We start from the raw sequence: 21,539 nt of genomic DNA on the forward strand, positions 1-21,539 counted from the left end.
TTGGAGACGGTTGTTTTAAAAACTGTTGTATTAAAAACAGTTGAAAGGAGGCCAGAACTTGGCCTCCTGCATGGTTTGTTCGTCGACTAACGGATGTTAATGTTCTTATCTCGACTTTCATACATTTCAGGAGTGGTGTGCAACCCTCCGGCGTAACCTGCAGCTTCTAGTGTTTCTCTTACCTCTCGAACATGCTCTGCCGTGACAGGTTCGTTTCGGTCTCCAAGATTTGAACGCACAAACGTGATTAACTCAGCCAGCCTTTGATCCGACAGTACATCTTCAAAACTTGCCATTGGCATGAAGTTACGGTCCTTGTCGAGATAGGTTGGTTGTAGGCCACGTACCGTTACCGCGATGGTGTTGAATGGATCGCTGTGCATGATGATGCCGTTATTCAACAATGTTGGTGCGATTGGAGCTCGACCCTTACCATCATCACCATGGCATGCCCCACAGGTTTGCCGATAAGTGATGTAGATTTCACTGCCATAGGCGGCTTCGTCAAACCCTTTAGGCTGTAACGGAACTGCGTCACTAGCAATGGTGTTGTTGATGTCTCCACTGAGTAGGTAATAAGACATCGACTCAATATCTTCACGCGTCATCAAACTCAGGCTATTTTTCACTACGTCTGCCATACCCGCGAAAGCAGTACCTTTATCCGAGTGACCTGTATGTAAGAAGTCGGTGAGTGTTTTCTCATCCCAACCATCGACATAGAGCTCATTGGCAGTGATATCAGGCGCGTTCCAACCATCGATCAAGTTACCTTGGAAAATACGCTCTGCTATCAAAGCTTGCGCGATGTTTCGTGGTGTATGGCACTCCGAGCAGTGACCAAGTCCCGCAACCCAATACTTGCCTTGTTGCCACTTATCGACATCCTTAACTTCACCTTTAAGCTCTTCTGGTACCTGATAATCAATAGGATCGGTGTCCATGAATACAATGTTCCAGCCAAGTAAGCCTAAGCGAATATTGGATGGAAATATCATGCTGTTGTCGTCATTGCGTCGTGGCACTGCGGCGATTGACTGCATGTATTCCCATAAATCGATCATGTCTTGGTCGGTGAGGTATTGATAAGAGGTGTAAGGCATAGCAGGGTAGAGGTACCCGTTCTTGCCTTTACCTGCAACTAATGCGGCTCGGAAGTCGTCGAAGTCGTAGGTTCCTATTCCTTCAGTCGTGTGTGGGGTAATGTTGGTTGAATACACGGTACCGAACGGGGTAACAAACGGTAGGCCGCCAGCGAAGGGTTCGCCACCTTCTGAGCTATGACAAGCCACACAGTCACCGGCATACGCTAGGTATTCTCCACGCTCAACAGACGATGTTTTTAAACTCGCGAGCCTTTGTTGCTCCACTTCACCAGCGTGTCGGATGTAAGCCCCAAGCGCAAGTATTTCGTTCTCCGTAAGCTGCTCATCAAACGCAGGCATTAGGTTGTTCAAGCCGTAATTGATAGTGTGTTGAATCTCTTCAATACTGCCGCCGTGAAGCCAGATATCATCAGAAAGATCTGGGACCCCAATTGCAGGGTTAGCGACAGCACCATCGGCATGGCAAGACGAACAGTATTTGACGAACAAGGTTTTACCGAGCTCGACTTTAACCTCGGGCACATTGGTATGACGTTGGTTGAGAGACGCTAGATAGTAGGAAACTTTCGCCACCTCATCTGGACGCATGATTTCACTCCAACCCGGCATAGCACCGTTCCGACCTTTGGCGATCGAATGAATAACAGCTTCATCACTTCCGCCATAGAGCCACTCTTGGTCTATCAGGTTAGGAAAGTGCTTTTGTCCCTGAGCGTTATCTCGGTGACAGGCCGCACAGTGAGTTTGGAACAGGATTTTACCGCTGTTCACGATCTCTGGAACTGAAGCTACCCCGTCCAACGTGGTTTCACTGGTTTGAGAGAATTGTTCATTAAGGCTGGTGGTCGGCGAACTGAGTTTATCGTCGCTTTGCTCCCAATCGACTAATCCTTTCCATTCTCCAAGCCCGGGGTAAAGCACTAAATAGCCCGCAGATAGCAGAAATGCTACTGCATAACTGATAAAAAGTATTTTAGGTGGAGGCGCATCTTTCTCTTCAATACCATCAAAGGTGCCAATGGTGTGATCGTGATCGGCCTTGTGATTGCTACGCCAGTACTTAACGACAACAGACACCATCAGAACAAAGAATATTAAGGTTAATAGTACCGCCCATAGATTCCAAAATGTGCTCATTGTGATACCTCCTGTGACGTATCTTTACCAAGGCTTTGTAAATAGCGAATCAGAGCCTCACCTTTGGTTTTGCCTCTTACTTGCAATCTAGCGTCGCCAATTTCTTGATCGCTATAAGGCACGCCTAAGGTACGTAAAACTTCCATTTTGGCGCTGATGTCATCGCCTGTAAGAGTTTGCTCAAACAGCCACGGATAAGAGGGCATAATAGAGGTAGGTACGACTTTTCGAGGATCAATTAGGTGGATAACATGCCACTGGTCAGAATACTTTCTACCTAAGTTAGTGAGGTCTGGCCCTGTACGTTTGGAACCCCACAAGTTAGGAAACTCGTAGATATCGTCCGCTTCCTTATTCGGGCGTCCATTACGTTTCACTTCTGGTTCTAAAGGGCGAACCATTTGCGTGTGGCACACATGGCAGCCTTCGCTGATGTATATGTCTCGCCCTGCCAACTCAATAGGAGTGAGTGGCATCGCTAAACTGTTTTTGGCAATATCATCTCCACGGACAATGCTTGGCACTACCCATACCAACAAAGAGAAGGAGGCGACGACAACGGTGGTCAAAATTAAAATGACGATAGAATGTGTAAAGTCTTTACTCATCATTTAAGCCCCTCATTAGCGGTGTGTTTAGCGTCATGTACTACTGGCATACGAACCGTTTTGTACAAATTGAATGCCATTAAGAACAATCCAAGTACAAACAGCGCACCACCAAAGAATCGTAAGAACAACCAAGGTGCTTTAAAGTTCATAGCCTCTACAAAACTGTAAATCAGTTCGCCATTTTCATTTTGAGCGAGCCACATATAACCCTCACCGATGCCTGCAACCCAAAGTGCTATCGCATAAAGAGCGACACCAGCATGAGCGAGCCAGAAGTGCCATTTGATCAGTCGTCGTGACCAAAGGTCAGTTTGGCCCCATAGGCGTGGAATGAAATAGTAAAAAACCGCAATCCCTGACATTCCAACCCATCCGAGAGCTGCAGAATGTACGTGACCGATGATCCATTCGGTGTTGTGTGCCACCATGTTGAACCAGCGAATAGCAAGTAGTGGGCCTTCGAATGTCGCCAAGCAGTAGTAAAGAATCGCTGAGAAAAAGAATAAAAGAATGTAGTCGGACTTCAGCTTTTCTTTGTTTTGAAGCAGGGTCATTGCGCTATTAAACGCACCTGCCCATGAAGGGAGCCACAGGATCAATGACATCACGATTCCGATGTTCTGAATCCAGATAGGAACCGAAGAGTAAACTAAATGGTGCGTTCCAGCCCAAGTGTAAAAACCGACTAAGCCCCAGAAATGGATCACAGACAAACGATACGAATAGATAGGTCGATCCGCGGCTTTAGGTATGAAGTAGTAATTCATGCCAATCACACCGGCGGTCAGTAAGAAACCAACGGCATTATGTCCCCACCACCACTGAACAATCGCATCTTGAGCCCCTGCAAATACAGAGTAGGACTTCATAGCCGATACTGGCATCGCTAGATTATTCACAATGAAAATCATGGCAACGACGATAATGAATGCCGCGAAGAACCAGTTAGCCACGAAGATATGGCTCACTTTTCGCTTGGCAAGGGTGCCAAAGAACAACACCGCATAGAGCACCCAAACCAACACAATCATTAAGTCGATGGGCCATTCAAGTTCCGCATACTCTTTTGAGCTAGTGTGACCCGCGGGTAAGGAGACGACCGCAAGCAACAGAATGAATTGCCACCCCCAAAAGACCATCCATGACAAACTTTTGTTGAACAGACCACAATGGCCAGTTCGTTGGGCAATGTACAAAGACGTCCCCATCAAAATATTCACGACGAAGCCGTAAATAACTCCTGATGTATGTAGCGGGCGCAGTCGTCCAAATTGGAAGTATTGGGAATCAAAGTTTAAGACTGGCCAATATAATTGTGCGGCGAGAATCACACCGATGATCATACCTACAATCGCCCACACTAAGGATGCGACGATGAAGTATTTCACGACCTTAATGCTGTACTGCGTTGTCACTTGTTCCATAACAAGGCTCCTTGCCTACAGTTTTGAATTGCTGTCTGTTTTTGAGTCGCTAACTGAACTTGATTCCTTGCCGAGCATTGAATAGAAATAGGAGATATCGCGGATGTCTTGGTCTGAGAGCGTATCGGCTTGTTGCTGCATGAGGATCGCTAAACCACTGGTTCTCTCCCTTGTCTGATAATCTTTTAAAGAAGAGATGAGATAACCCACCTTTTGACCGCGAAGGTTAGGGTAGGGATCTTGCGTTGAGATGCCATCAACGCCATGACAAGTCATACACACCTTGGCTTTTTGTTTTCCTAACTCGAACTGCTCGTCGCTTGATTCTGCATAAACTGGATTCATGACAGCCGTCATTAGCAGAATGGAAAGTGCGGTTATGGGGTTAAACTTTTGCTTATTTAATCTCATTACTGATTCCCTTATTGAAGAAAAGAGCGAGTGCTTGATGATCCTCAGAAAACACTCACCTTGGTGTAAAGGTTATGCATGCATAAGCGTTCTCGCTACTCAGTTACTCATTTTTATTGTCAATTTTATCGGTCGCTACGTATTCATCACGGTAATTGGATTACTTGTTAGCCATAAAAAAGTCGTTTTTATTTAAATTGAGCGACGCCAATAGCGCGGTAAACCGAGGATTGTGGGATTTCATGGAATATAGAAAAAACGTGGAAGGTGGACTGAAATTAGCGAGTGACTTACACCAATTAAATGACGAATATGAGCTAGACTCAGATAAGTGACCTTTTAAAATGGAGTTTAAAATGCGAACTGCACTTCTGTTTATACTTTCATTGTGTTCATTTTCTATTTTCGCGACATCGGAACTCACCGTATTCGACCACTTAGGGCAAGAACATCAATTAAGCAGAGAACAATTGTTACAGCTCCCTCAAAAAGAAATTACCACGTCGTTACCTTGGGTTGATGGAGAGTTGGTTTATAGTGGTGTGACTTTACAAACCGTGCTTGAAACAATGGATTTACCCATTTCATCACAAGTAACTTTTGTGGCTTTGAATGACTACAAGATCGCTGTTCCTAAAGAAGACTTTGAGGATTATCAGCCGATCATTGCGATAAAACAAAATGGCCAGTTTATGTCGGTTAGGGACAAAGGACCGTATTGGTTGATCTACCCGCTTTCTTCGACTCCAGACATTGATAACACAGACTTCCATGCCAAGATGATTTGGCAGATACGCGATATTCATTTGTAAGGGTTTACTATGAAAAAGCTGCTGTCATTGACTGCTGTTAAAATCGCTGTGTTATCTCTGGCAGCAGTGGTACTGACCGTTAATATCTACAGTGTTACTCGCATTAACGATATCAATAAGAGTTTTTCGAATAGACAAAATGAAGCAACTTGGTTCGTCTTTCAATTGGTAAAAGAATATGCCAACTTCTTAATGGTAAGCCGTTCTGAAACCATTGATTATGATGAGTTGTGGCTAGCATACGATATTACTTGGAGTCGTTTTGATATATTGATTAATAGCAACGAGTCTTCCAATTTCATTAAATCTGCTAACTTTAAGCCTTATTTTACCGCCGAGTTTGAGAAGTTTAAGAGCTTGGAATCCTCCATTAAACTAGTTAGCCAAGGGGTCCTACCTAAAGAATCTTTGCAGAAGAAAGTCGATATTTGTTATCACACACTTGTAGATTTTATTAACGAAAAATTTCGCTTACAAAGCCCTGTTATTGAAGAGAACACGTCCATAGTAGGCAAATTTGTCGTTGTTCACCAAGTCAGCAGTGCCTTTCTCGTCTTTATTTTGTTGATCACGGGTACCATTTTCTATCTCGACTTTTCTATCAAACGAAAACTCCATTCGACCGACTTTATTACAGGCTTTCGTAACAGAGTCTCGCTAATGAAATTTGTCAAAAATAGCTATCCAACAAACAGTAACTTCGACCTCTACTTTGTACGAATTAGAAACCTCAATGAGATTAACCAAAAATATGGGCTTGAATATGGAGACCTCGTGGTGAGTTCCGCTGCGAAGTCTCTGACCGACAAGATTCCTGAAAGCACAATTTCATTCCGTAGTAGCGGAAGTCAGTTTTTATTTTTTATTCCTGACCATCTATACGCGAGTGACGAAATTCAAGAGAGATTTAACGATGTACTCAGTGATTACATCTCGGCGGGTAACCTAGAGCTGATGATTGACGCCGTAGTTAGACATAAAAAAAACATCAGTTCTAAAGACATGATGGAGTTACTCACATCCATGCAAGGCTAAGCTTTTTAAAAGGCTCCTCTTACGTTCGTTTTTCTAATCCATTGTCCCTTAGTCTGTCCTACCTATATCTCTCTATATTCGGTGTTGGCATTGCAACGCTAGTAGCCTCCGCTGAACTAATGAACTAATAGAGAATGGACTCGGATAAGGCTTAGTTTGTTTAGTCGCTTTTTCTTATAGGAGTAGGAGCTTTTTGGCTTATCGGAGTATATTGCGTGAATAGTTTGTGGTTAAGCGCAGATAATGATTGAGCATCACTTAGTATGTAAAGAAGAAGGGTTCTTGTCGCTGTGATGAAGTTGTCGTGGTTATTAAGATGCCTAAGCGACCATGGTCATCAGTCACTGTGATTTCCAAGTAACATAGCTATTATTTCTGATTGAGTGCCACAATCTTTTCGTCAGAGCTTGGTTCTAAAGTTGTTTGTTGGTCTAGAATGGCTCGAGGGTTATGGTCACGGACAAATTCAATGAACTCAATATAAGTTAATGGTGAGCTAAAGAAGTATCCTTGTATTAGGTCACAGTTGGCTCTTCGTAGGTGATGATATTGCTCGATCGACTCGACGCCTTCCCCAACAACAAAGGTGTCACAAGAGTGCCCTAAGTTAACCATCGATTCGACCATCTTACGGTCAGCCTTGTCCTTGGCGATATTATCTATAAAGCTCTTATCAATTTTAAGTTCATCAACAGGGTAGTGAAGTAGTTGGTTGAACGCGGTATAACCCGTGCCGAAATCGTCGAGGGAAACTTTTAGTCCTAAATTTCGGATACTCTCTATGGTTTGTACGGTCAGTTTCGTGCTTTTAACGTAACTGGTTTCGGTTATTTCTATGATGATGTTTTCGGGAGGCACTTGATAACGCTCAATCACTTTGCGAATGTTGTCGGCAAAATTACGATTGTAGAGCTCCATAGCTGATATATTGATGGATAAGGTGCCTTTGTAGTTGTGAATTTCTGAGAGCTCTTTGTAGCTCTTGATTGCGGTGCTAATAACCCACATATCGAGTTTGGAGATCAAGTTGCTTTTCTCTGCGACTGGAATGAACTCATCTGGCCCTGCTTTAATATCAAACAGTGCAGGGCAGCGAATGAGACATTCAGCACCGTCAATATGGAGTGTTTGAGCATTGAAAATGGGCATAAAGCGAAGCTCAAAGTTGTCGCTCTCACAACATTCCAAAAGCCTTTTCTCAATAATATCGTGCCTTTCCAGCGTATGGAGCAGCTCTTCGCCGTAAACAATACGGCTCTCGCCATCACTGTGCGCTTTTGCGCTGATTAGCATTTCATCAATGCATCTGTGCCATATTTCTTCAAATTTCGGCGTGTCGACCTGCAGTACGCCAGTGGCAATCGAAAGTCTAAAACCATAATAATCCAGGAATGTTGTACCCGTTAGAGTGTTATTGATGTTCTCTATTTCTTCGTTTATCGATTGGTGTTCATTCATTTCCAATATGGCAATGAACTGGTTCCCGCCCAATCTTGCGAGTGAGTAATCGCTGCAACTGAACCCGAAAGCAGACTGTTGATTTTGCAGCGTTTCTTTAAGCGATTTAGCTAGGCTTATCAGTACATTATCACCCACCTTTGCGCCATATAGGTCGTTGATTTTTCGAAAGTCGATGATATCCCAGCACACCAAATAACAGCGGGGCTTCATTGAGCTTTTAATGCGAACATCGAGGTGACGTATGAATGAACGTCGATTAGCAAGTTTGGTGAGTTGGTCAAACTCGGCTTCAAATTTCAATTCTGTCAGTGAGTCTATATAGGCGTTCTTTAAGCCATCAATTTCACTTTGCCCCGACGATCGTTTGAAGTATCTAAGTTTAAGTCCACCAATGGAGATTTCATTCAGCAGGTTTCTGAGGGGGCTGACCAATTGATAACGCACGACCAAGTGAACGATAAACATGATAGTAAATAGAGTGGCGAGGCTTCCAAGCATGGTTTGTTGAGCGATAACTGCTTTTTCTTGGTCGAACTTTTGTTCACGAATATCAACTTGGGCGAGGAAGTGTCGGCTTGTCATTTTTACATTGATGCTGTCTTCATTTTGTTCAAAAGACTGAATAACGAACTGAGTATTTTCAAGGTTCTCTTTATTTGATGAGGGCTCGATCATAAGTTGCATGTTGTCGTCGCCGTTATACTGAGTCATCAAGCTAGACAGTTGTTTCATTGGACCATCTGCAATCAAAATGTAGCGATCTAAACTGTTTTTGGCTCGCTTATCTTGCGGGAGCAAATATGGGTCTATCGCAGCGACATAGGCATACCTGAGGCCTCCACTAACCGAAATGTAAGAAAAGCCGTCTTGAGTTAGCTCATCTTTGTTCATTAAAGACGCGTATATGTCGAAGACTCGTTCGTAAATGGTGTCGGGGATTTTTAATCCCTCGAATGGGTCCGCTCTCAAGGTTGAGAGTGTCAGATTGAACTTGGGATCGATGATGTAGATGTTACGTTGACCAAATTGATTAACATGGTTTTGGTTTAAAACTCGGAGTACGCGTTTCTCTAACAGGGACAAAGTGATGTAGTCGCTAGGCGTTTGAATGTAGCGCAAGAACTGCAATGATGCCCCAATATCTTTGACCAATAATGACAAGCCTAGCTGTTCATATTCAGCGGCGACCAAAGCGGTATTTACATCAGATTGCACCTCATCCAAATACATGTGTTTGGCGTGGTTAGATGCAAAGTTGTAGGTAACGATTCCCGCAATTGTGAGTACAAACATTAGGGTCGGAACTAATACAAAATACAGCTTCTTTAATATCGGCATTGATTATCTCAAACTGTCGACAATACGATTACGAATTTGAATACTATTAGGCTCGAGTTGCTCATACAGATAACTGCGTTCTAATACCTCTTTGCTAGGGAAAAGCTCAGGATCATTTTGATACTCTTGAGAAGTCAGTGCTTTCGCTTTTGAACTTGGGGTTGCAAACCAGGAGTCCATGGCATTCTGTGCAGCAATGGTCGGTTGGGATAGAAACGACAATATTGTGGAGGCCTGTGAAGACATCTCTCCATTGTTAATGGCGGCAATGCACTCTAACCATAACGTTGTGCCTTCTTGAGGGACTATATAAGCCCATGAAGCGTCTGGATCGGCATCATTAAGCACATAACTATCGCCGGAATATCCGTAAGCCAAATCAATATTGGTGAGTCGTTCTGGCTGATGGATATAGTCAACGACGTACTCATTGCTTTCGAGATGAGGTTTCTGAATTTGCAAGGTTTTATAGGCAACACGAAGTTCTTGTTCATCATTAGTGAAGGGATCAAATTGATTGACCAATAAGGCGGTGCTCACTAAATCCGTAGGTTCGTAATACATGCTGATTCGGCCGCTGCTCTTGGTCTCTGGTTCGAGAATGGCTTTCCAAGATTGAGGAGGGGACATTTTATCGGTTCTATACAAGATTCCGGACGTTCCCCAAGCGTAAGGAATGCCATATTCTCCGCATCCGTCGACCCAACGAGAATCAAAGTTATCAGCGAGGGAATTCTGCAATTCCCTGAGGTTGTGAAATAAATTCTGTTTAGCCAAAGCTTTAAGTTTTACGCTCTCAACAACCACCAGTTCGAAAGCGCCTCGACGTTCGCTCAATAGAACTTCATCTCTGATGGACTCATCTGAAAAAAATTGTTGCTTCAACGAAATATCATAGGTATCGCTCAACTGAGTAATAACATTGTCCGACAAAAATTCATCCCAATTATAGAGATAAATGTCGTTCTGTTGGCCAAACGTTGTGCCAGTTAAAAAGCATGATGACACAACAACTGAAATATAGAATGTCTTCACTGACCGATTCCTTTCGTACCGTGACTAGCTAAATCGTAGCCTAAATTTTGAGACATAGTTCAAATTTAGGCCTCTAATTTTACTTCAACCCCATGCATTGCATACAAATACCAACTTTCTGCAACCCAATGAAAACGAAAAATGAGTGTTGGGCACAGGATCACAAGTTAAATCAGGAAATACCCAGCTTTAGCTATCGAAATATAAAAAGTACTCATTGAATGGCTCCAATTTCCCAATTGAATTCATATTTTCCTGAATTGGACGGATGAAAATGAGTAGTCTCTCTGATTACTTTGGAATAAGTACACTATTGCTCAACTGCTTGAGCATGTTTTCTTATATTTATGCAATAATCAGGCATTAATTAAACAACAAGGAGGTTGGTTTATGGATGCAGGTTTACTCGGTATTTTCATTACTGTGGCAATTGCTCATTTCTTGGCACTGTTAAGTCCAGGGCCTGATTTTGTCATCGTGGTAAAAAGTGCGGTTCGAAATAAAGGTAAAAAAGCATTGGGTGTCGCATTAGGCATTGCCAGTGCGAACGCGGTTTATATTGGTTTGTGTCTTATTGGAGTCGGTTCTATTTTGGCGGCTTCGGTTTCAGTCATGATCGCGTTAAAAATAATTGGCGGTTTGTTTCTTGTGTACTTAGCTGTTCAAGCCATAAGAGCAAAAAAGTGTAATTACAGTAGCATTGATGTGTCAGATACAGATATTTCCAGTCAAACTACTTTCGCAAAAGAATTCGTGACTGGTTTTCTATCGGGAATTCTAAATCCTAAAAACCTGTTGTTCTATTTGAGCCTATTCACTGTTGTTCTAAACAATGATGTTGGTTTTATGTTCAAATTGGGGTTGGGAATTTGGATGACAATGGTTGTGTTTATCTGGGATGCAGCGATCATCTTCCTTTTATCGGCACCTAAAGTTCGACGAGAGTTTACGCGTGCGGCCTATTATATTGATAAGGTTACAGGGGTAATGCTAGGCTTACTGGGGCTAACTATTGTGAAATCTGCTCTGGTACGTCAATAGATTTAGTCGCGTCTAATTATTCATTAAACTCACGCTTGTGGCACGATACGATGCTTATTTGCCACGAGCGTGTGCTTGTTAATTTTCCTATCAGAGTTAGCCAAGTCTCAACGTTTGTTTTAGCCTTATGTTCAACCTTCTGTTGAACCTGGTAACTCTTTTCATCACTCTTTGTTTATCATTCCTGACTTCTTAAATAAGCATTAATAATGTTGCCGCTAAATACTTGTAGCACGAAGTATTTGTGCTTATTGTAGTCAGCAATATTTAACCCGTACTAGAGGTAGGAATCATTGTGGACCTAAAAATTTATCAAGTGGATTCATTTACCAACCAAGCGTTTAAAGGGAATCCTGCTGGGGTCTGTATTTCTCAAGAAATCCTCGAAGAGTCGCTGATGTTTTCAATTGCGGAAGAGATGGCGGTGTCAGAAACGGCTTTTCTCGCATTAGAAACAATGACACTCAAGTGGTTCACTCCTGAAGTGGAAGTGAAACTATGCGGACACGGTACTTTGGCTGCAGTCCATGTATTGAAAGAGCAAGGGGTGGCAAAAACAGGCGACAAGGTAGTGTTTAATACTTTGTCTGGCGAGTTATCTGCCACTGTTTGTGAATCGTCTATCGAGCTTGATTTTCCAAGCTCTCAGTTCTCATTGAGTTCTGACCCTGATTTTGTGTTGCTTGAACATCTTGGCTTAAAGCCGAGCCAAGTTATTTCATTCCGGGAGTTTGATTCGAAACAGTTAATTGAAGTGATAAACGAACAAGTGCTATTGGATATATCACCTAACTTTGACGCCTTAAAAGGTATTAAGGGGCGAGGTGTTGTCGTGACAGCGCTGACATCAAATACAGAACTCGATTTTGTTTCTCGTTACTTTGCACCATGGGTTGGTGTCAATGAAGATCCCGTTACTGGTTCGGCACATTGCGCATTGACACAGTATTGGGCTGAAAAGTTAAATAAACGCAGTTTTAGTGCATATCAAGCGTCACATCGCGGCGGATACCTGTCGACAGAGTTACTAGCTAACGGACGAATAAAATTAATTGGATCTGCTACCACAGTGATTAGTGGTGTGTTGAAGATCTAAAGCGTCGTGTTCAGAGTTGATATCGCGCGAGATTTTCTTGTTTGTCTTATCTGTTTGAATTAACCAAGCATGCTTTATTTGCTCATTCATGACTGAGCTAATCACCTTGGGCGTAACGTTATTATGGAAGGAATCACCGTGTCAGCTTTTTATCTATCTCAAGTGCTTGTCGCTATCGCGATTTGCTTCGATCTGTTGTCATTCCAATTTAAGGAAAGGAAGAAGATCGTTACCTGTCTGTTTTTTGCGGGCGTACTTATTTCGAGTCATTTTATTCTTCTTGAGCAATGGACTGCCGCGAGTTTAATGACGATTGCCACCATTCGCTATTTGACCAGTGTATTTTCTACATCGCCTAAGTTTAAATATCTGTTTTGTTCTATGTCTGTCGTTGCGACAGCTTTTACTTACTCGGGACTGACTAGCGTATTAAGTTGTGTTGCCTCTGTGTTTCAAACCTTTGCCGCCTTCAATAAGGACGACCGTCGATTAAGAGAATTGATGATCATCGGAACCAGTTTTTAGTTGGTTCATAATTACTTGATTGGCTCCCCAACCGCCGTTGTGATGGAAGCTCTGTTTATCTGCAGTAATTTGGTTGGCTATTACCGTTTTTACTTCAAAAAGAGTGCGATGGCTTAGGAGATAATAATGTCAAATATCTACTCGGATGTTCCTTCATCGATACCTAATGAAATATTCAGCGATCTAATCACCAACGATAATATTCGAATTGAAAGGATACTGTCTCACGGGCACAGTTCTCCTGAAGAAGGTTGGTATGATCAAGATGAACATGAATGGGTGATGGTTATTGAAGGGCAAGGGGTCATTGAATTTGAAGATGGACGTGTCGTTACCTTATCCAAAGGTGACTACATCAACATTGCTGCGAAAGAAAAGCACAAGGTGCTAGGAACGGACAGAGATACTGTTACGATCTGGCTAGCCGTGTTTTATCGTTAAATACCTTTTTTCAGAATCCGCCAACTCAGATATTTACATACGGGTTTGTACGCCCAGTACAATATGTCAAAGACACTAAAGACACTAAAGACACTAAAGACATGAAAGGAGTATGTCGTGGTTAAAATTCGAAACTACCAAGCGAGTGATGCCAAAGCATTATGGGAGATCTATTTTCATACTGTTCGCAATATTAACATTCGAGATTATTCTCAAGAACAAGTTGAGGCATGGGCGCCAAGTGATTTTGAACCTGAGCTTTGGAAAAAGTGTCTGTATCGCATACAACCCTTTGTAGCTGAACTAGACGGTTGTGTTGTCGGCTATACTGACCTTCAACCGAATGGGTTGATTGATCACTTTTTCTGCCATCATGAATATCAAGGAAAAGGTATTGGAAGAGCGCTGATGGAGCATGTTTTTACTATTGGTCGAGTTCGTGGCGTATCGAGATATTTCTCTGAGGTGAGTATTACCGCCAGGCCATTCTATGAGCGTATGGGTTTTAATGTTGTGAATGAACAGCAAGTCGATATGCGTGGAGTAACGCTAACGAATTTCGTGATGGAAAAGGTTGTTGACCAGTAGGCTTATGTTAAGAGCGGAGATTGTGAAGAGGAACAGGCCTAAAAGGATTATTAAACCTTTTTAAGGGTAAATTTTGCCGATCTATTGATATTGTCGATGAGTTCAAATTGTGTGCTAGCCAATTTGTTGTCTAATCTTAAAGATTGAATGAATACAAGGAGTGTTGTTCATGAGTCATGTGAGTAGATTGAAAATATATACCTTAGTGTCGATGTTATCTTTTGCAATTGGAGTGTTAGCCCTACAAGCCGGGGTCTCTGGACTGTTTCCGCTCTTTGTTGTTGTTATTTCGTTCTTTTCTTTTGTCATCAATGCGTTTCTTTGTTTGTTCGGCCACAAATATGAAAATGCCAAAGAATAAATCGCGTAAATGATCCCCCCATAATTTTCTCTAAATCTCAAATCTGAGACGGATGTTGATGATGTTTTTACTATCTCCTTAAGATTTCCTCTTTAATTTCAATGTACTATTCGGTTCGATTGAAAAGAGTGAGGGTAGTAAGTGGGAATCGAAGCTTTAGCGTTTGTAATGGACGCACTGGTCACGGCTTGTTGTATGTACATTGCGTCTAAAATGTCGTTTGTTGTAGCGGATTTTAAGTCTCTTCTAACGATAGCGATTATTGTGTCTTTAGTCTCTATGATACCGACGGTTGGGTGGATTTTAGGGCTGATACTGTTTGTATTCCTACTTGGAAAGGCAACGCACTCTAGTATTAGTGATTGTATTTGGGTTGTGGTGTTTACCAAAGTGGTGTCGATGGCGGCATTTTTGATATTCGGTCGTTTGTTTATGTAGCTCGGGTTATTGCTTGTGTCAGGGAAGCACGATTTATTTGGTACCGACATTCACTTGATATAGAAAGATGACAAGGGTGTGAGCGTGTCACACCCTTAAATGGTTTTCTAATTTATTTTTAATTTGATTAATTGGGCAGTAAATGCCGTCAATTACGCGGAGATCGCGTCAATATCTAGCATCACGACTTTGGACTTTAACGGCTCATTACGTCATCTCGACCAGTCCAACCACCACAGCCTCACTTTGAACAGCTACAGTGCGATTAAGCTTCATCACTTCGCCGCTACATCTACGATGTCTGTTTTCATTTTATGATGATTCCCATGATCAGAACCTATTCTGTTAAGTGTTATGAAAGCCTAAAAGCGATAGATCAGCTTATTGTGTGTTTAAGCCGATTCCTGAGATAGCTAGTACCTTAAGGCGAGTAATATTTACACGTTAAATATTTGTTATAATTCCATTTTAATACTTATAGTTAATAGATGATTATTCAATTATTGGATGTGAATATGAGGTCTGTTTTACCTGTAGTACTTTCGGCAGTCATTTCTATGCCGGCATACAGTGGCTTAGCTCCCAGCGAAGGCTTTAGTGGTAACTTTAGTGTTTTGGCTGGTTTCTATTCTGACAGTAGTAATTTGAGTACCGAACAAGACTCAAATCAAGCAACCAATACCATGGAAGGTGACAGTGAAAACCAAGGTTTGCTTGGCTTTCTTGGTACCGTTCAATATACCTTCGGTGAATCTCTGACTCATCAGGTTTATGCAGGTACTACTAGAGAGGATATTGCGACCGGTACTATAGCGTTCGAAATTGGTTATCGACATCAACTCTCTGGTGGTACGGTCATAGACTTTTCTGTGTTGCCTACGCTTATTTCTGGTAAGGCTTGGTCAGACCCTTATGCTGAAGGCGTTAATCGAAAAGAAACCGATGTAAAAGGGAATGTTGGCCGATTACAGCTGACCAATATTGGAGGAACCCGCTTCCAAACGGATTTTGCGATTGGTGAATCTGACGTGGATGACGAGCTTTCAGGGAGTCAAAGCTTACTTCCAGAAGAGGCAGCGCTCTTAGATAGGGAAAGAACCTATGTGTATGCGAAAGCTGGGTATCGCTTCATATTGCCAAACCACGCTGGCCTGTTGGTTCCTTCCATGGTGTATTTTAATTCAGATGCAGAAGGCGGTGCACTTAGCTTTGACAGCTACGGTATTGAATTGAATTACGCGAAGAGAATTGGTCGTCATGGTTTTGTTGTCACATTAGATGCCAATGATCGTCAGTATGATGAAGCGAATCCGATTTATGAAAAAGCTCGTGAAGAGAACGAATATGGCGCCTTCTTAGCGTATGAATTTGGCGGATTGATGGGTTATGAAGATTGGTCGTTTATCACCTTACTTGGTTTAAGAACGATTGATTCCAATATCGACTTCTATAACTCCGAACAAGTACTCGCGAGCGTTGGTGTCGACTATAAATTCTAAGGTTAAGACATTTCGAAGTCTCGCCTAAAGTTAGGATTTAATTGAGTTTTATTATCTGTTTAATTATTTCGAGCACTTATAATCTTTAAGGTTGTAGGTGCTCGTTGCTATCCGTAGTATGAAAGTCGTTCAGTTAAGAAGATCAGATAGTAAGGAAGCGCTTTGGAAATACAAATTAGACACCTAGAACTCACAGACAACCAAGATATTTTTGATATTTATCGTCATCCAGCAGTATCAGAAAACACGTCACAAAAGCCTTTCCTTAGTTCTGATCAAGTTGAAAGACTGTTCGGGCATTCAGACCATTTCACATTAGTTGCTGAAGTGTCAGATAAAGTGGTCGGTCACGTTACTTTGTTTATGACCACCAAGGTAAGAGACAGACACAGTGCAGGTCTTGGCATTGCAATTCACCCTGATGCCCATGGTAAAGGGGTAGGTAAGACGTTAATGGAAGAAGTCATTAATCAGGCTGATAACTGGCTTAACCTAGTTCGCCTTGAGCTAGAAGTTCATGCCGATAACCACGCAGCTATTGCGTTATATGAACGTGTGGGTTTTCAGTTAGAAGGCACTAAGAGGTTAAGTACATTCAAAGATGGAAAGTATATTGATATGTTGCTGATGTCGAGAATTCGACATGATTATCGATGCGAGTGAGCCACAGAGGTTTTGCTGAAATTGCTTAATAAGAGGGTGATTAAGCATTTCCCCTAAATACACAGTCCTCAAACTATTATGTGTTGAGGCTGTGTTTTGATATCAGGGTGTTTATGTTCGAGCTATTGATCGCTATGTACGCTAGAACACTATGTACGTTAGGACGCTATGGATTATCGATACTAAAGCCATTTCGCAGTGCAAACTGAATAAGCTCGGTATGGTTGTCGAGATCAAGGATATCCAACATGCGATATTTGTGTGACTCGATAGTTCTTGGACTCAAAAACAGAATTTCAGCACACTGCTTAGCGGTATAACCTTGCGCCAATTGAGTAAGAACTGCGCACTGTCTTTTGGTTAGCAGCAATAGCTTTTCGCTCTCATTTATATTATCGGCTTCATCACTCGTAACACTGCGTGTCATTTTTGAGTGTTGCCAGAAGCAGAGCCAAACATCACTTAATAGCTTAATTCGCTTCATGTCCCGTTCTTCGATAGGGGTATCGTAATGCTTGAATCTTGAGAAGCCGATAGCCCCCCATTGCTGCCCGAAAAGCGACAAACTCACAATGGCGTGCCAACACGCGCCCTCTTCATGGAGTAATCGTAACGGGTCTATCTTGTGATTTCTCAAAGTCTCTTCAGGGAATAATTGCCAACACTCTTTTGAGCGTAGAAGCTTGAGATAATCAAGATAGTTTCCTTTAAGAAAGCGTTTCATGTCGAGCTGCGGAGTATCAGTTTTAGAGACAGAGATGCTCTTGCCCGTATCCAAAAGAATCATAGAGTTTGGGAATAGGGTGAGCCTATCGAGTTTAAACCAAGTAAGCGCTTCCTTAGCAAGTAACGAGAAAACACTATCGAAATCTTTTGGTTGGCATGCGGTTAAAGTGTTGGTTTGGTGTGAGAGGAGAGCTTCAAAGCTATCAAATTGGTTGTCTTTCATATTGACCGCCTTTTGTTATTTAAGACAAAAATAGCGGCAATAGCTAAAGCATGTCAACCTTAGGTACGAATGTTGTTCTGAATAGATTGCGTTATGTGTTCAACAATTTTATTGACTCATTGATTAGTGAAACCCCCATAGAACTCTGTAACTCTCTGTTGAACGGTGTATAGTAGCAACCGTTTGCTTCGTATAACCCCAATGATATGGTTTGGGGGTCTCTACCAGCTCCCGCAAAGTGCTGATTACGAAGGGTTTAGATCACAATAGTGTTCTTACTCTTTGTAATGGCGTTCAAAAAACCTCCTGTCTATTATTCAGAGTAAGTGCACACCTAAAATCCATAGTAGGTGAAATATGAACGCATTTATTCAAGGGCTTCCAAAAGTAGAGCTGCATTTACACATTGAGGGCTCACTCGAACCTGAGTTGCTTTTTCAGCTTGCTCAACGCAACGGCATTGAACTGCCTTATTCATCCCCAGAGCTGTTAAGGCGCGCATACGAATTTGATGACTTGCAGTCATTTCTCGATATCTATTATCAAGGCGCTAATGCTTTGCGCACTGAACAAGACTTCTATGATTTAACATGGGCATATTTAGAGCGCTGTAAAGCCGATAATGTTATTCACACTGAAATCTTCTTTGATCCTCAGACACATACCGATCGTGGTATTGCATTCAACACTGTAATTAACGGTATTCATCGTGCGCTTGAACAGGGTCACGAGGAGTTGGGAATTACGTCTCAAATCATTGCGTGCTTCTTACGCCATTTATCTGAAGAGAGTGCCATTCAAACATTTTCGGATGTGTTGAAGCACAAAGATAAGATCATCGGTATAGGGTTAGATTCTTCTGAATTAGGGCATCCGCCAGAGAAATTCAAGCGCGTATTCCAGAAAGCCAAGCAAGCAGGTTTCCTAACGGTAGCTCATGCAGGAGAAGAAGGGCCCGCTCAAAATATTGTTGATGCCATCGAAATGCTTAGCGTAAGTCGAGTGGATCATGGTGTGCAATGCATGATCGACCAAGCTTTAATAGAGGATTTGATCAAAACCAAAATGCCACTGACGGTGTGTCCATTATCTAACATTAAACTGAAAGTATTCGATGTGATGGAAGACCACAACATTGTAGAGCTATTGAGAAGAGGAGTGGCTGTAACGATTAATTCGGACGACCCTGCGTACTTCGGTGGTTATATGTCGGATAACTTTAATGCAGTCAGTAAGGCTCATGAATTAACGCATCAAGAACTAGCGCAGTTTAGCCTGAATGCCATTGAGGCTAGTTTTATTGAAGAGCCAATGAAACAGCAATATCGAGGTGTGGTTCAAGCGTATCTCGAGCGAGTCGATATTTTCTAGCTCGCTAGCTTTCAATATTCTGCAATTTAGAACACCCAACGACCAGCAATTGCTGGTCGTTTTTATTTTGTTTTTCGCCTGAATAACAAGTAAGACACATGACTTAACCTACTAAGATATATCATTTTATTTAAATAAAAACGCCTTGTCTCAGTAATGATGAACTACATTTAAAGGAGGTGTATAGGTACGACGTGACCTCGTATAGCGATTGTCGGAGGAGGAACAAACCATTGTTAGACCCAACAATCAGTGAACAAATTCAGTGGCCTTGTGATTTGCCACAAGATTTTATAGACAGCCTACTTGAAATTGCTGTCTTTAAAACGGGCATTAATAGCTTAGAGATTACGCAGAGATTTCAAAACCTACCGGGTGTTTTTTATATTCTTACTGGTTCGGCTGGTATCTGCTTTTCAACTGAGAATTTGAAAAGCCTGTCAGGTGGTGTAGTAGGTAAAGGCGATTGGATCGGTGCGCTGTCGGTTCATGTCGACTATAACCTTTTTGCTATAGCTGAAGAGGTAGAACCTATCACAATGGTACTTTTTCCTTCAGATAAGGTGTTAGAGCTCGCTGAAAAAAAGTGCTTGGTATTTAAGTGGTTACTTCATAGTGGTGCTAAAGCGCAATCTATTTGGATTCAAGCTTTCCTATCGTCTATTCATGAGAAAGAACAAAAAACAATTTATGTATTGTTAGAATTGGCGGCTCGTCAAACCAACATTACTGGGGCAACACTCAGTATCAATATTTCACAAAGTCAGTTAAGTACCATCACGGGTATATCAAGGCCTAGATTAAACGAAGTTTTAAAAGGAATTGAACAGTTGGGCATGGTGAAAATTCAGAGAGGTAAAGTCTTTATCTCGGATTTGGAGGGGCTATATAAACGAATCTCGCCAATGAACTTGATGATGCGTGACCCTGTCGCGGAAATGATGTCAAAGTAGTTGATTCTCATTCGGTTAACAATATTCCTTCTTTGAGATGTCTAGGTCTCATAAGCAACTATTTATGAGTAAATCATGGTCTTGTGTTCTTTTGGGAACATACACAACTCATTCATATCGTTAACTTACGCCTGATATTTATAAATTTAAAATTGAGTGAGTAATGTTGTTATGAAAATGGCCGTATTGGAATACAAAGTGTGTGGCATAGGCGACTGGATTAAAACAACGATTTCGAGTCGTTGTGCCTATTTGTTAGCTGCCGAGTATAAACAGCTGGGTTGGCCTGCTAGAGTGAATGGTGAAGTCATATCTATCGATTAGTTTTACGTTTATTCTAAATACAGAATGAACGTCGAGATAAAAAAGAAGCTGGCAATATGCCAGCTTCTTTTCTTTTTAAGTGAGACAAGTAGGGTTACTTGTTCACGTAATCTTTGAATTTCTGCTTGGTTTCAGCATCTGCTTTGTCGTACCAAAAGTAAAGCATCTCTTCGGCCGTGTTAGCAGCGTTAGCATCAATTTTAGCTGGTAGCGTTACCGGTTGAACAACTGCCGCTGTAGCGCCTGCAGCTGTACCCATAGCTAGCGCAGCAACGCCGCCTTTCTTGTTGTACTCTTTTGCTTCTTGAGGGAATTTACGACCAATCTGCATACCGTCTTTTACAAGCTTGTCTTGTTTAACACTGATTGCGTCTTGGTTTTCATCAACCAATTTCCAATCTAGGTTATCAAAGCCTTTCTTCGCGTCAGCGGTATTGCGGAACTTTGGCATATCGAACGTCAATGCGGCGTCAGTTGCACTAAAGGTTGCAATAATAGCGTCACTGTCGACAAACTCTCGGTCGTTACCTTTATCAAAAGCAAGTTGATATTGGAATACGATCTGGTTTTGACCGTCTGGAACGGTTAGCGTTTTATGAGAAGAAAATAAGCTGCCATCTAGGTCAGGTTTCGCTTCATTAACCGCTAAGATATCTACGCTAGCGGGAACTTCAATTGTCACGTCAGCTAGCACATGTGGTGCTACGATAATTGTGGAAAGCAGCGCAATGGATTGTAATGTTTTCATAATCATACAGTTGTTTATGGGAAGTTAAATTACAATCTCATGCAGAACAAAGTATTTCAAGTTAGCTCGTCTCGAATTGAAAAAATTCACCGAAACTTAACGTAAAAGCTAGTTCTAAGTGTTTGACATTACAGCGTCCAGTCTGATTGGACAGTAAATGATCAGCCGACCA

20 protein-coding genes, 2 pseudogenes and 1 riboswitch are annotated in these 21,539 nt (G+C 42.0%); of the genes and pseudogenes, 14 read left to right on the forward strand and 8 right to left on the reverse strand.

Annotation, left to right across the window (positions count from 1 at the left end):
- Positions 1 to 86: 86 nt before the first annotated feature.
- The 4 genes from IHV80_RS20290 to IHV80_RS20305 are packed head-to-tail and all read right to left on the reverse strand — an operon-like array spanning position 87 to position 4,689.
- Positions 87 to 2,243, reverse strand: a complete 2,157-nt coding sequence (locus tag IHV80_RS20290) for a c-type cytochrome (RefSeq protein ID WP_192892070.1) — start codon at positions 2,241 to 2,243, stop codon at positions 87 to 89.
- Positions 2,240 to 2,854: a cbb3-type cytochrome c oxidase subunit II gene (locus tag IHV80_RS20295; protein WP_192892071.1), complete on the reverse strand. Its 615-nt coding sequence runs from the start codon at positions 2,852 to 2,854 to the stop codon at positions 2,240 to 2,242. Before IHV80_RS20295 ends, IHV80_RS20290 begins: the two co-directional genes overlap by 4 nt.
- Positions 2,851 to 4,278 (reverse strand): cytochrome-c oxidase, cbb3-type subunit I, encoded by a 1,428-nt coding sequence (ccoN, locus tag IHV80_RS20300; protein WP_192892072.1) that lies wholly within the window; start codon positions 4,276 to 4,278, stop codon positions 2,851 to 2,853. The genes IHV80_RS20295 and ccoN overlap by 4 nt, the downstream gene beginning before the upstream one ends.
- 15 nt (positions 4,279 to 4,293) lie before the next feature.
- A complete protein-coding gene (locus IHV80_RS20305; RefSeq protein ID WP_017105981.1) occupies positions 4,294 to 4,689 on the reverse strand; it encodes a c-type cytochrome in 396 nt (131 codons plus the stop codon).
- A 356-nt stretch (positions 4,690 to 5,045) separates the two neighbouring features.
- Between IHV80_RS20305 and IHV80_RS20310 the strand changes: the two genes are divergently transcribed.
- Both IHV80_RS20310 and IHV80_RS20315 read left to right on the forward strand, forming a co-directional pair.
- Positions 5,046 to 5,501, forward strand: a complete 456-nt coding sequence (locus IHV80_RS20310) for a hypothetical protein (protein WP_192892073.1) — start codon at positions 5,046 to 5,048, stop codon at positions 5,499 to 5,501.
- Positions 5,502 to 5,510: 9 nt separating this feature from the next.
- Positions 5,511 to 6,536, forward strand: a complete 1,026-nt coding sequence (locus IHV80_RS20315; RefSeq protein WP_192892074.1) for a GGDEF domain-containing protein — start codon at positions 5,511 to 5,513, stop codon at positions 6,534 to 6,536.
- Between the two features lie 369 nt (positions 6,537 to 6,905).
- Here the strand turns inward: IHV80_RS20315 and IHV80_RS20320 are convergent, their stop codons facing one another.
- A complete protein-coding gene (locus tag IHV80_RS20320; RefSeq protein ID WP_192892075.1) occupies positions 6,906 to 9,335 on the reverse strand; it encodes a putative bifunctional diguanylate cyclase/phosphodiesterase in 2,430 nt (809 codons plus the stop codon).
- 3 nt (positions 9,336 to 9,338) lie between these two features.
- Entirely contained in the window at positions 9,339 to 10,370 is a 1,032-nt protein-coding gene (locus IHV80_RS20325; RefSeq protein ID WP_192892076.1) for an ABC transporter substrate-binding protein, read from the reverse strand.
- Positions 10,371 to 10,760: 390 nt separating this feature from the next.
- On the opposite strand from IHV80_RS20325, the gene IHV80_RS20330 reads away from it, so the two are divergent.
- From IHV80_RS20330 to IHV80_RS20365, 9 genes and pseudogenes are all read left to right on the forward strand, one after another.
- Positions 10,761 to 11,411 carry a LysE family transporter gene (locus IHV80_RS20330; RefSeq protein WP_086713797.1) on the forward strand — a complete coding sequence of 217 codons (651 nt, stop codon included), beginning with the start codon at positions 10,761 to 10,763 and terminating at the stop codon, positions 11,409 to 11,411.
- Between the two features lie 295 nt (positions 11,412 to 11,706).
- On the forward strand, positions 11,707 to 12,507 hold the full coding sequence (locus IHV80_RS20335; RefSeq protein WP_192892077.1) for a PhzF family phenazine biosynthesis protein: 801 nt from the start codon (positions 11,707 to 11,709) through the stop codon (positions 12,505 to 12,507).
- Between the two features lie 138 nt (positions 12,508 to 12,645).
- Positions 12,646 to 13,149: pseudogene (locus IHV80_RS20340) on the forward strand (YgjV family protein).
- Between the two features lie 9 nt (positions 13,150 to 13,158).
- Positions 13,159 to 13,473 (forward strand): cupin domain-containing protein, encoded by a 315-nt coding sequence (locus IHV80_RS20345; protein ID WP_192892078.1) that lies wholly within the window; start codon positions 13,159 to 13,161, stop codon positions 13,471 to 13,473.
- 117 nt (positions 13,474 to 13,590) lie between these two features.
- On the forward strand, positions 13,591 to 14,061 hold the full coding sequence (locus IHV80_RS20350) for a GNAT family N-acetyltransferase (protein ID WP_192892079.1): 471 nt from the start codon (positions 13,591 to 13,593) through the stop codon (positions 14,059 to 14,061).
- Positions 14,062 to 14,230: 169 nt separating this feature from the next.
- Positions 14,231 to 14,410: pseudogene (locus IHV80_RS25430) on the forward strand (hypothetical protein); the annotation flags it as partial.
- Between the two features lie 153 nt (positions 14,411 to 14,563).
- Positions 14,564 to 14,860: a hypothetical protein gene (locus IHV80_RS20355; RefSeq protein WP_192892080.1), complete on the forward strand. Its 297-nt coding sequence runs from the start codon at positions 14,564 to 14,566 to the stop codon at positions 14,858 to 14,860.
- A 515-nt stretch (positions 14,861 to 15,375) separates the two neighbouring features.
- On the forward strand, positions 15,376 to 16,359 hold the full coding sequence (locus IHV80_RS20360; RefSeq protein ID WP_192892081.1) for a DUF2860 domain-containing protein: 984 nt from the start codon (positions 15,376 to 15,378) through the stop codon (positions 16,357 to 16,359).
- Between the two features lie 162 nt (positions 16,360 to 16,521).
- Entirely contained in the window at positions 16,522 to 17,022 is a 501-nt protein-coding gene (locus IHV80_RS20365; protein ID WP_192892082.1) for a GNAT family N-acetyltransferase, read from the forward strand.
- 166 nt (positions 17,023 to 17,188) lie between these two features.
- On the opposite strand, the gene IHV80_RS20370 is transcribed toward IHV80_RS20365, so the two are convergent.
- Positions 17,189 to 17,971: a response regulator transcription factor gene (locus tag IHV80_RS20370; protein ID WP_192892083.1), complete on the reverse strand. Its 783-nt coding sequence runs from the start codon at positions 17,969 to 17,971 to the stop codon at positions 17,189 to 17,191.
- 168 nt (positions 17,972 to 18,139) lie between these two features.
- A riboswitch (purine riboswitch) is annotated at positions 18,140 to 18,239 on the forward strand.
- 89 nt (positions 18,240 to 18,328) lie between these two features.
- On the opposite strand from IHV80_RS20370, the gene IHV80_RS20375 reads away from it, so the two are divergent.
- The 3 genes from IHV80_RS20375 to IHV80_RS20385 all read left to right on the forward strand — a co-directional run bounded on the left by IHV80_RS20375 (position 18,329) and on the right by IHV80_RS20385 (position 20,619).
- Entirely contained in the window at positions 18,329 to 19,342 is a 1,014-nt protein-coding gene (locus tag IHV80_RS20375; protein ID WP_192892084.1) for an adenosine deaminase, read from the forward strand.
- Between the two features lie 233 nt (positions 19,343 to 19,575).
- Entirely contained in the window at positions 19,576 to 20,295 is a 720-nt protein-coding gene (locus IHV80_RS20380; protein WP_192892085.1) for a Crp/Fnr family transcriptional regulator, read from the forward strand.
- Positions 20,296 to 20,466: 171 nt separating this feature from the next.
- Positions 20,467 to 20,619, forward strand: coding sequence for a hypothetical protein (locus IHV80_RS20385; protein ID WP_192892086.1), 153 nt, complete (start codon positions 20,467 to 20,469; stop codon positions 20,617 to 20,619).
- A gap of 94 nt (positions 20,620 to 20,713) precedes the next feature.
- Here IHV80_RS20385 and IHV80_RS20390 read toward each other — a convergent pair whose 3' ends face one another.
- Complete coding sequence (locus IHV80_RS20390) at positions 20,714 to 21,367, reverse strand: DUF2057 family protein (RefSeq protein ID WP_192892087.1); 654 nt, start codon at positions 21,365 to 21,367, stop codon at positions 20,714 to 20,716.
- Between the last annotated feature and the right edge of the window lie 172 nt (positions 21,368 to 21,539).

Origin of the sequence: Vibrio bathopelagicus (assembly GCF_014879975.1) — a bacterium.
Taxonomy (GTDB): Bacteria; Pseudomonadota; Gammaproteobacteria; order Enterobacterales; family Vibrionaceae; genus Vibrio; species Vibrio bathopelagicus.

Excerpts from the sequence above, each read along its gene's own strand:
- IHV80_RS20290 (WP_192892070.1), bottom strand. The coding sequence starts at position 2,243 with ATGAGCACATTTTGGAATCTATGGGCGGTACTATTAACCTTAATATTC.
- IHV80_RS20295 (WP_192892071.1), bottom strand. The coding sequence starts at position 2,854 with ATGATGAGTAAAGACTTTACACATTCTATCGTCATTTTAATTTTGACC.
- ccoN (WP_192892072.1), bottom strand. The coding sequence starts at position 4,278 with ATGGAACAAGTGACAACGCAGTACAGCATTAAGGTCGTGAAATACTTC.
- IHV80_RS20305 (WP_017105981.1), bottom strand. The coding sequence starts at position 4,689 with ATGAGATTAAATAAGCAAAAGTTTAACCCCATAACCGCACTTTCCATT.
- IHV80_RS20310 (WP_192892073.1), top strand. The coding sequence starts at position 5,046 with ATGCGAACTGCACTTCTGTTTATACTTTCATTGTGTTCATTTTCTATT.
- IHV80_RS20315 (WP_192892074.1), top strand. The coding sequence starts at position 5,511 with ATGAAAAAGCTGCTGTCATTGACTGCTGTTAAAATCGCTGTGTTATCT.
- IHV80_RS20320 (WP_192892075.1), bottom strand. The coding sequence starts at position 9,335 with ATGCCGATATTAAAGAAGCTGTATTTTGTATTAGTTCCGACCCTAATG.
- IHV80_RS20330 (WP_086713797.1), top strand. The coding sequence starts at position 10,761 with ATGGATGCAGGTTTACTCGGTATTTTCATTACTGTGGCAATTGCTCAT.
- IHV80_RS20345 (WP_192892078.1), top strand. The coding sequence starts at position 13,159 with ATGTCAAATATCTACTCGGATGTTCCTTCATCGATACCTAATGAAATA.
- IHV80_RS20360 (WP_192892081.1), top strand. The coding sequence starts at position 15,376 with ATGAGGTCTGTTTTACCTGTAGTACTTTCGGCAGTCATTTCTATGCCG.
- IHV80_RS20370 (WP_192892083.1), bottom strand. The coding sequence starts at position 17,971 with ATGAAAGACAACCAATTTGATAGCTTTGAAGCTCTCCTCTCACACCAA.
- IHV80_RS20375 (WP_192892084.1), top strand. The coding sequence starts at position 18,329 with ATGAACGCATTTATTCAAGGGCTTCCAAAAGTAGAGCTGCATTTACAC.
- IHV80_RS20385 (WP_192892086.1), top strand. The coding sequence starts at position 20,467 with ATGAAAATGGCCGTATTGGAATACAAAGTGTGTGGCATAGGCGACTGG.
- IHV80_RS20390 (WP_192892087.1), bottom strand. The coding sequence starts at position 21,367 with ATGAAAACATTACAATCCATTGCGCTGCTTTCCACAATTATCGTAGCA.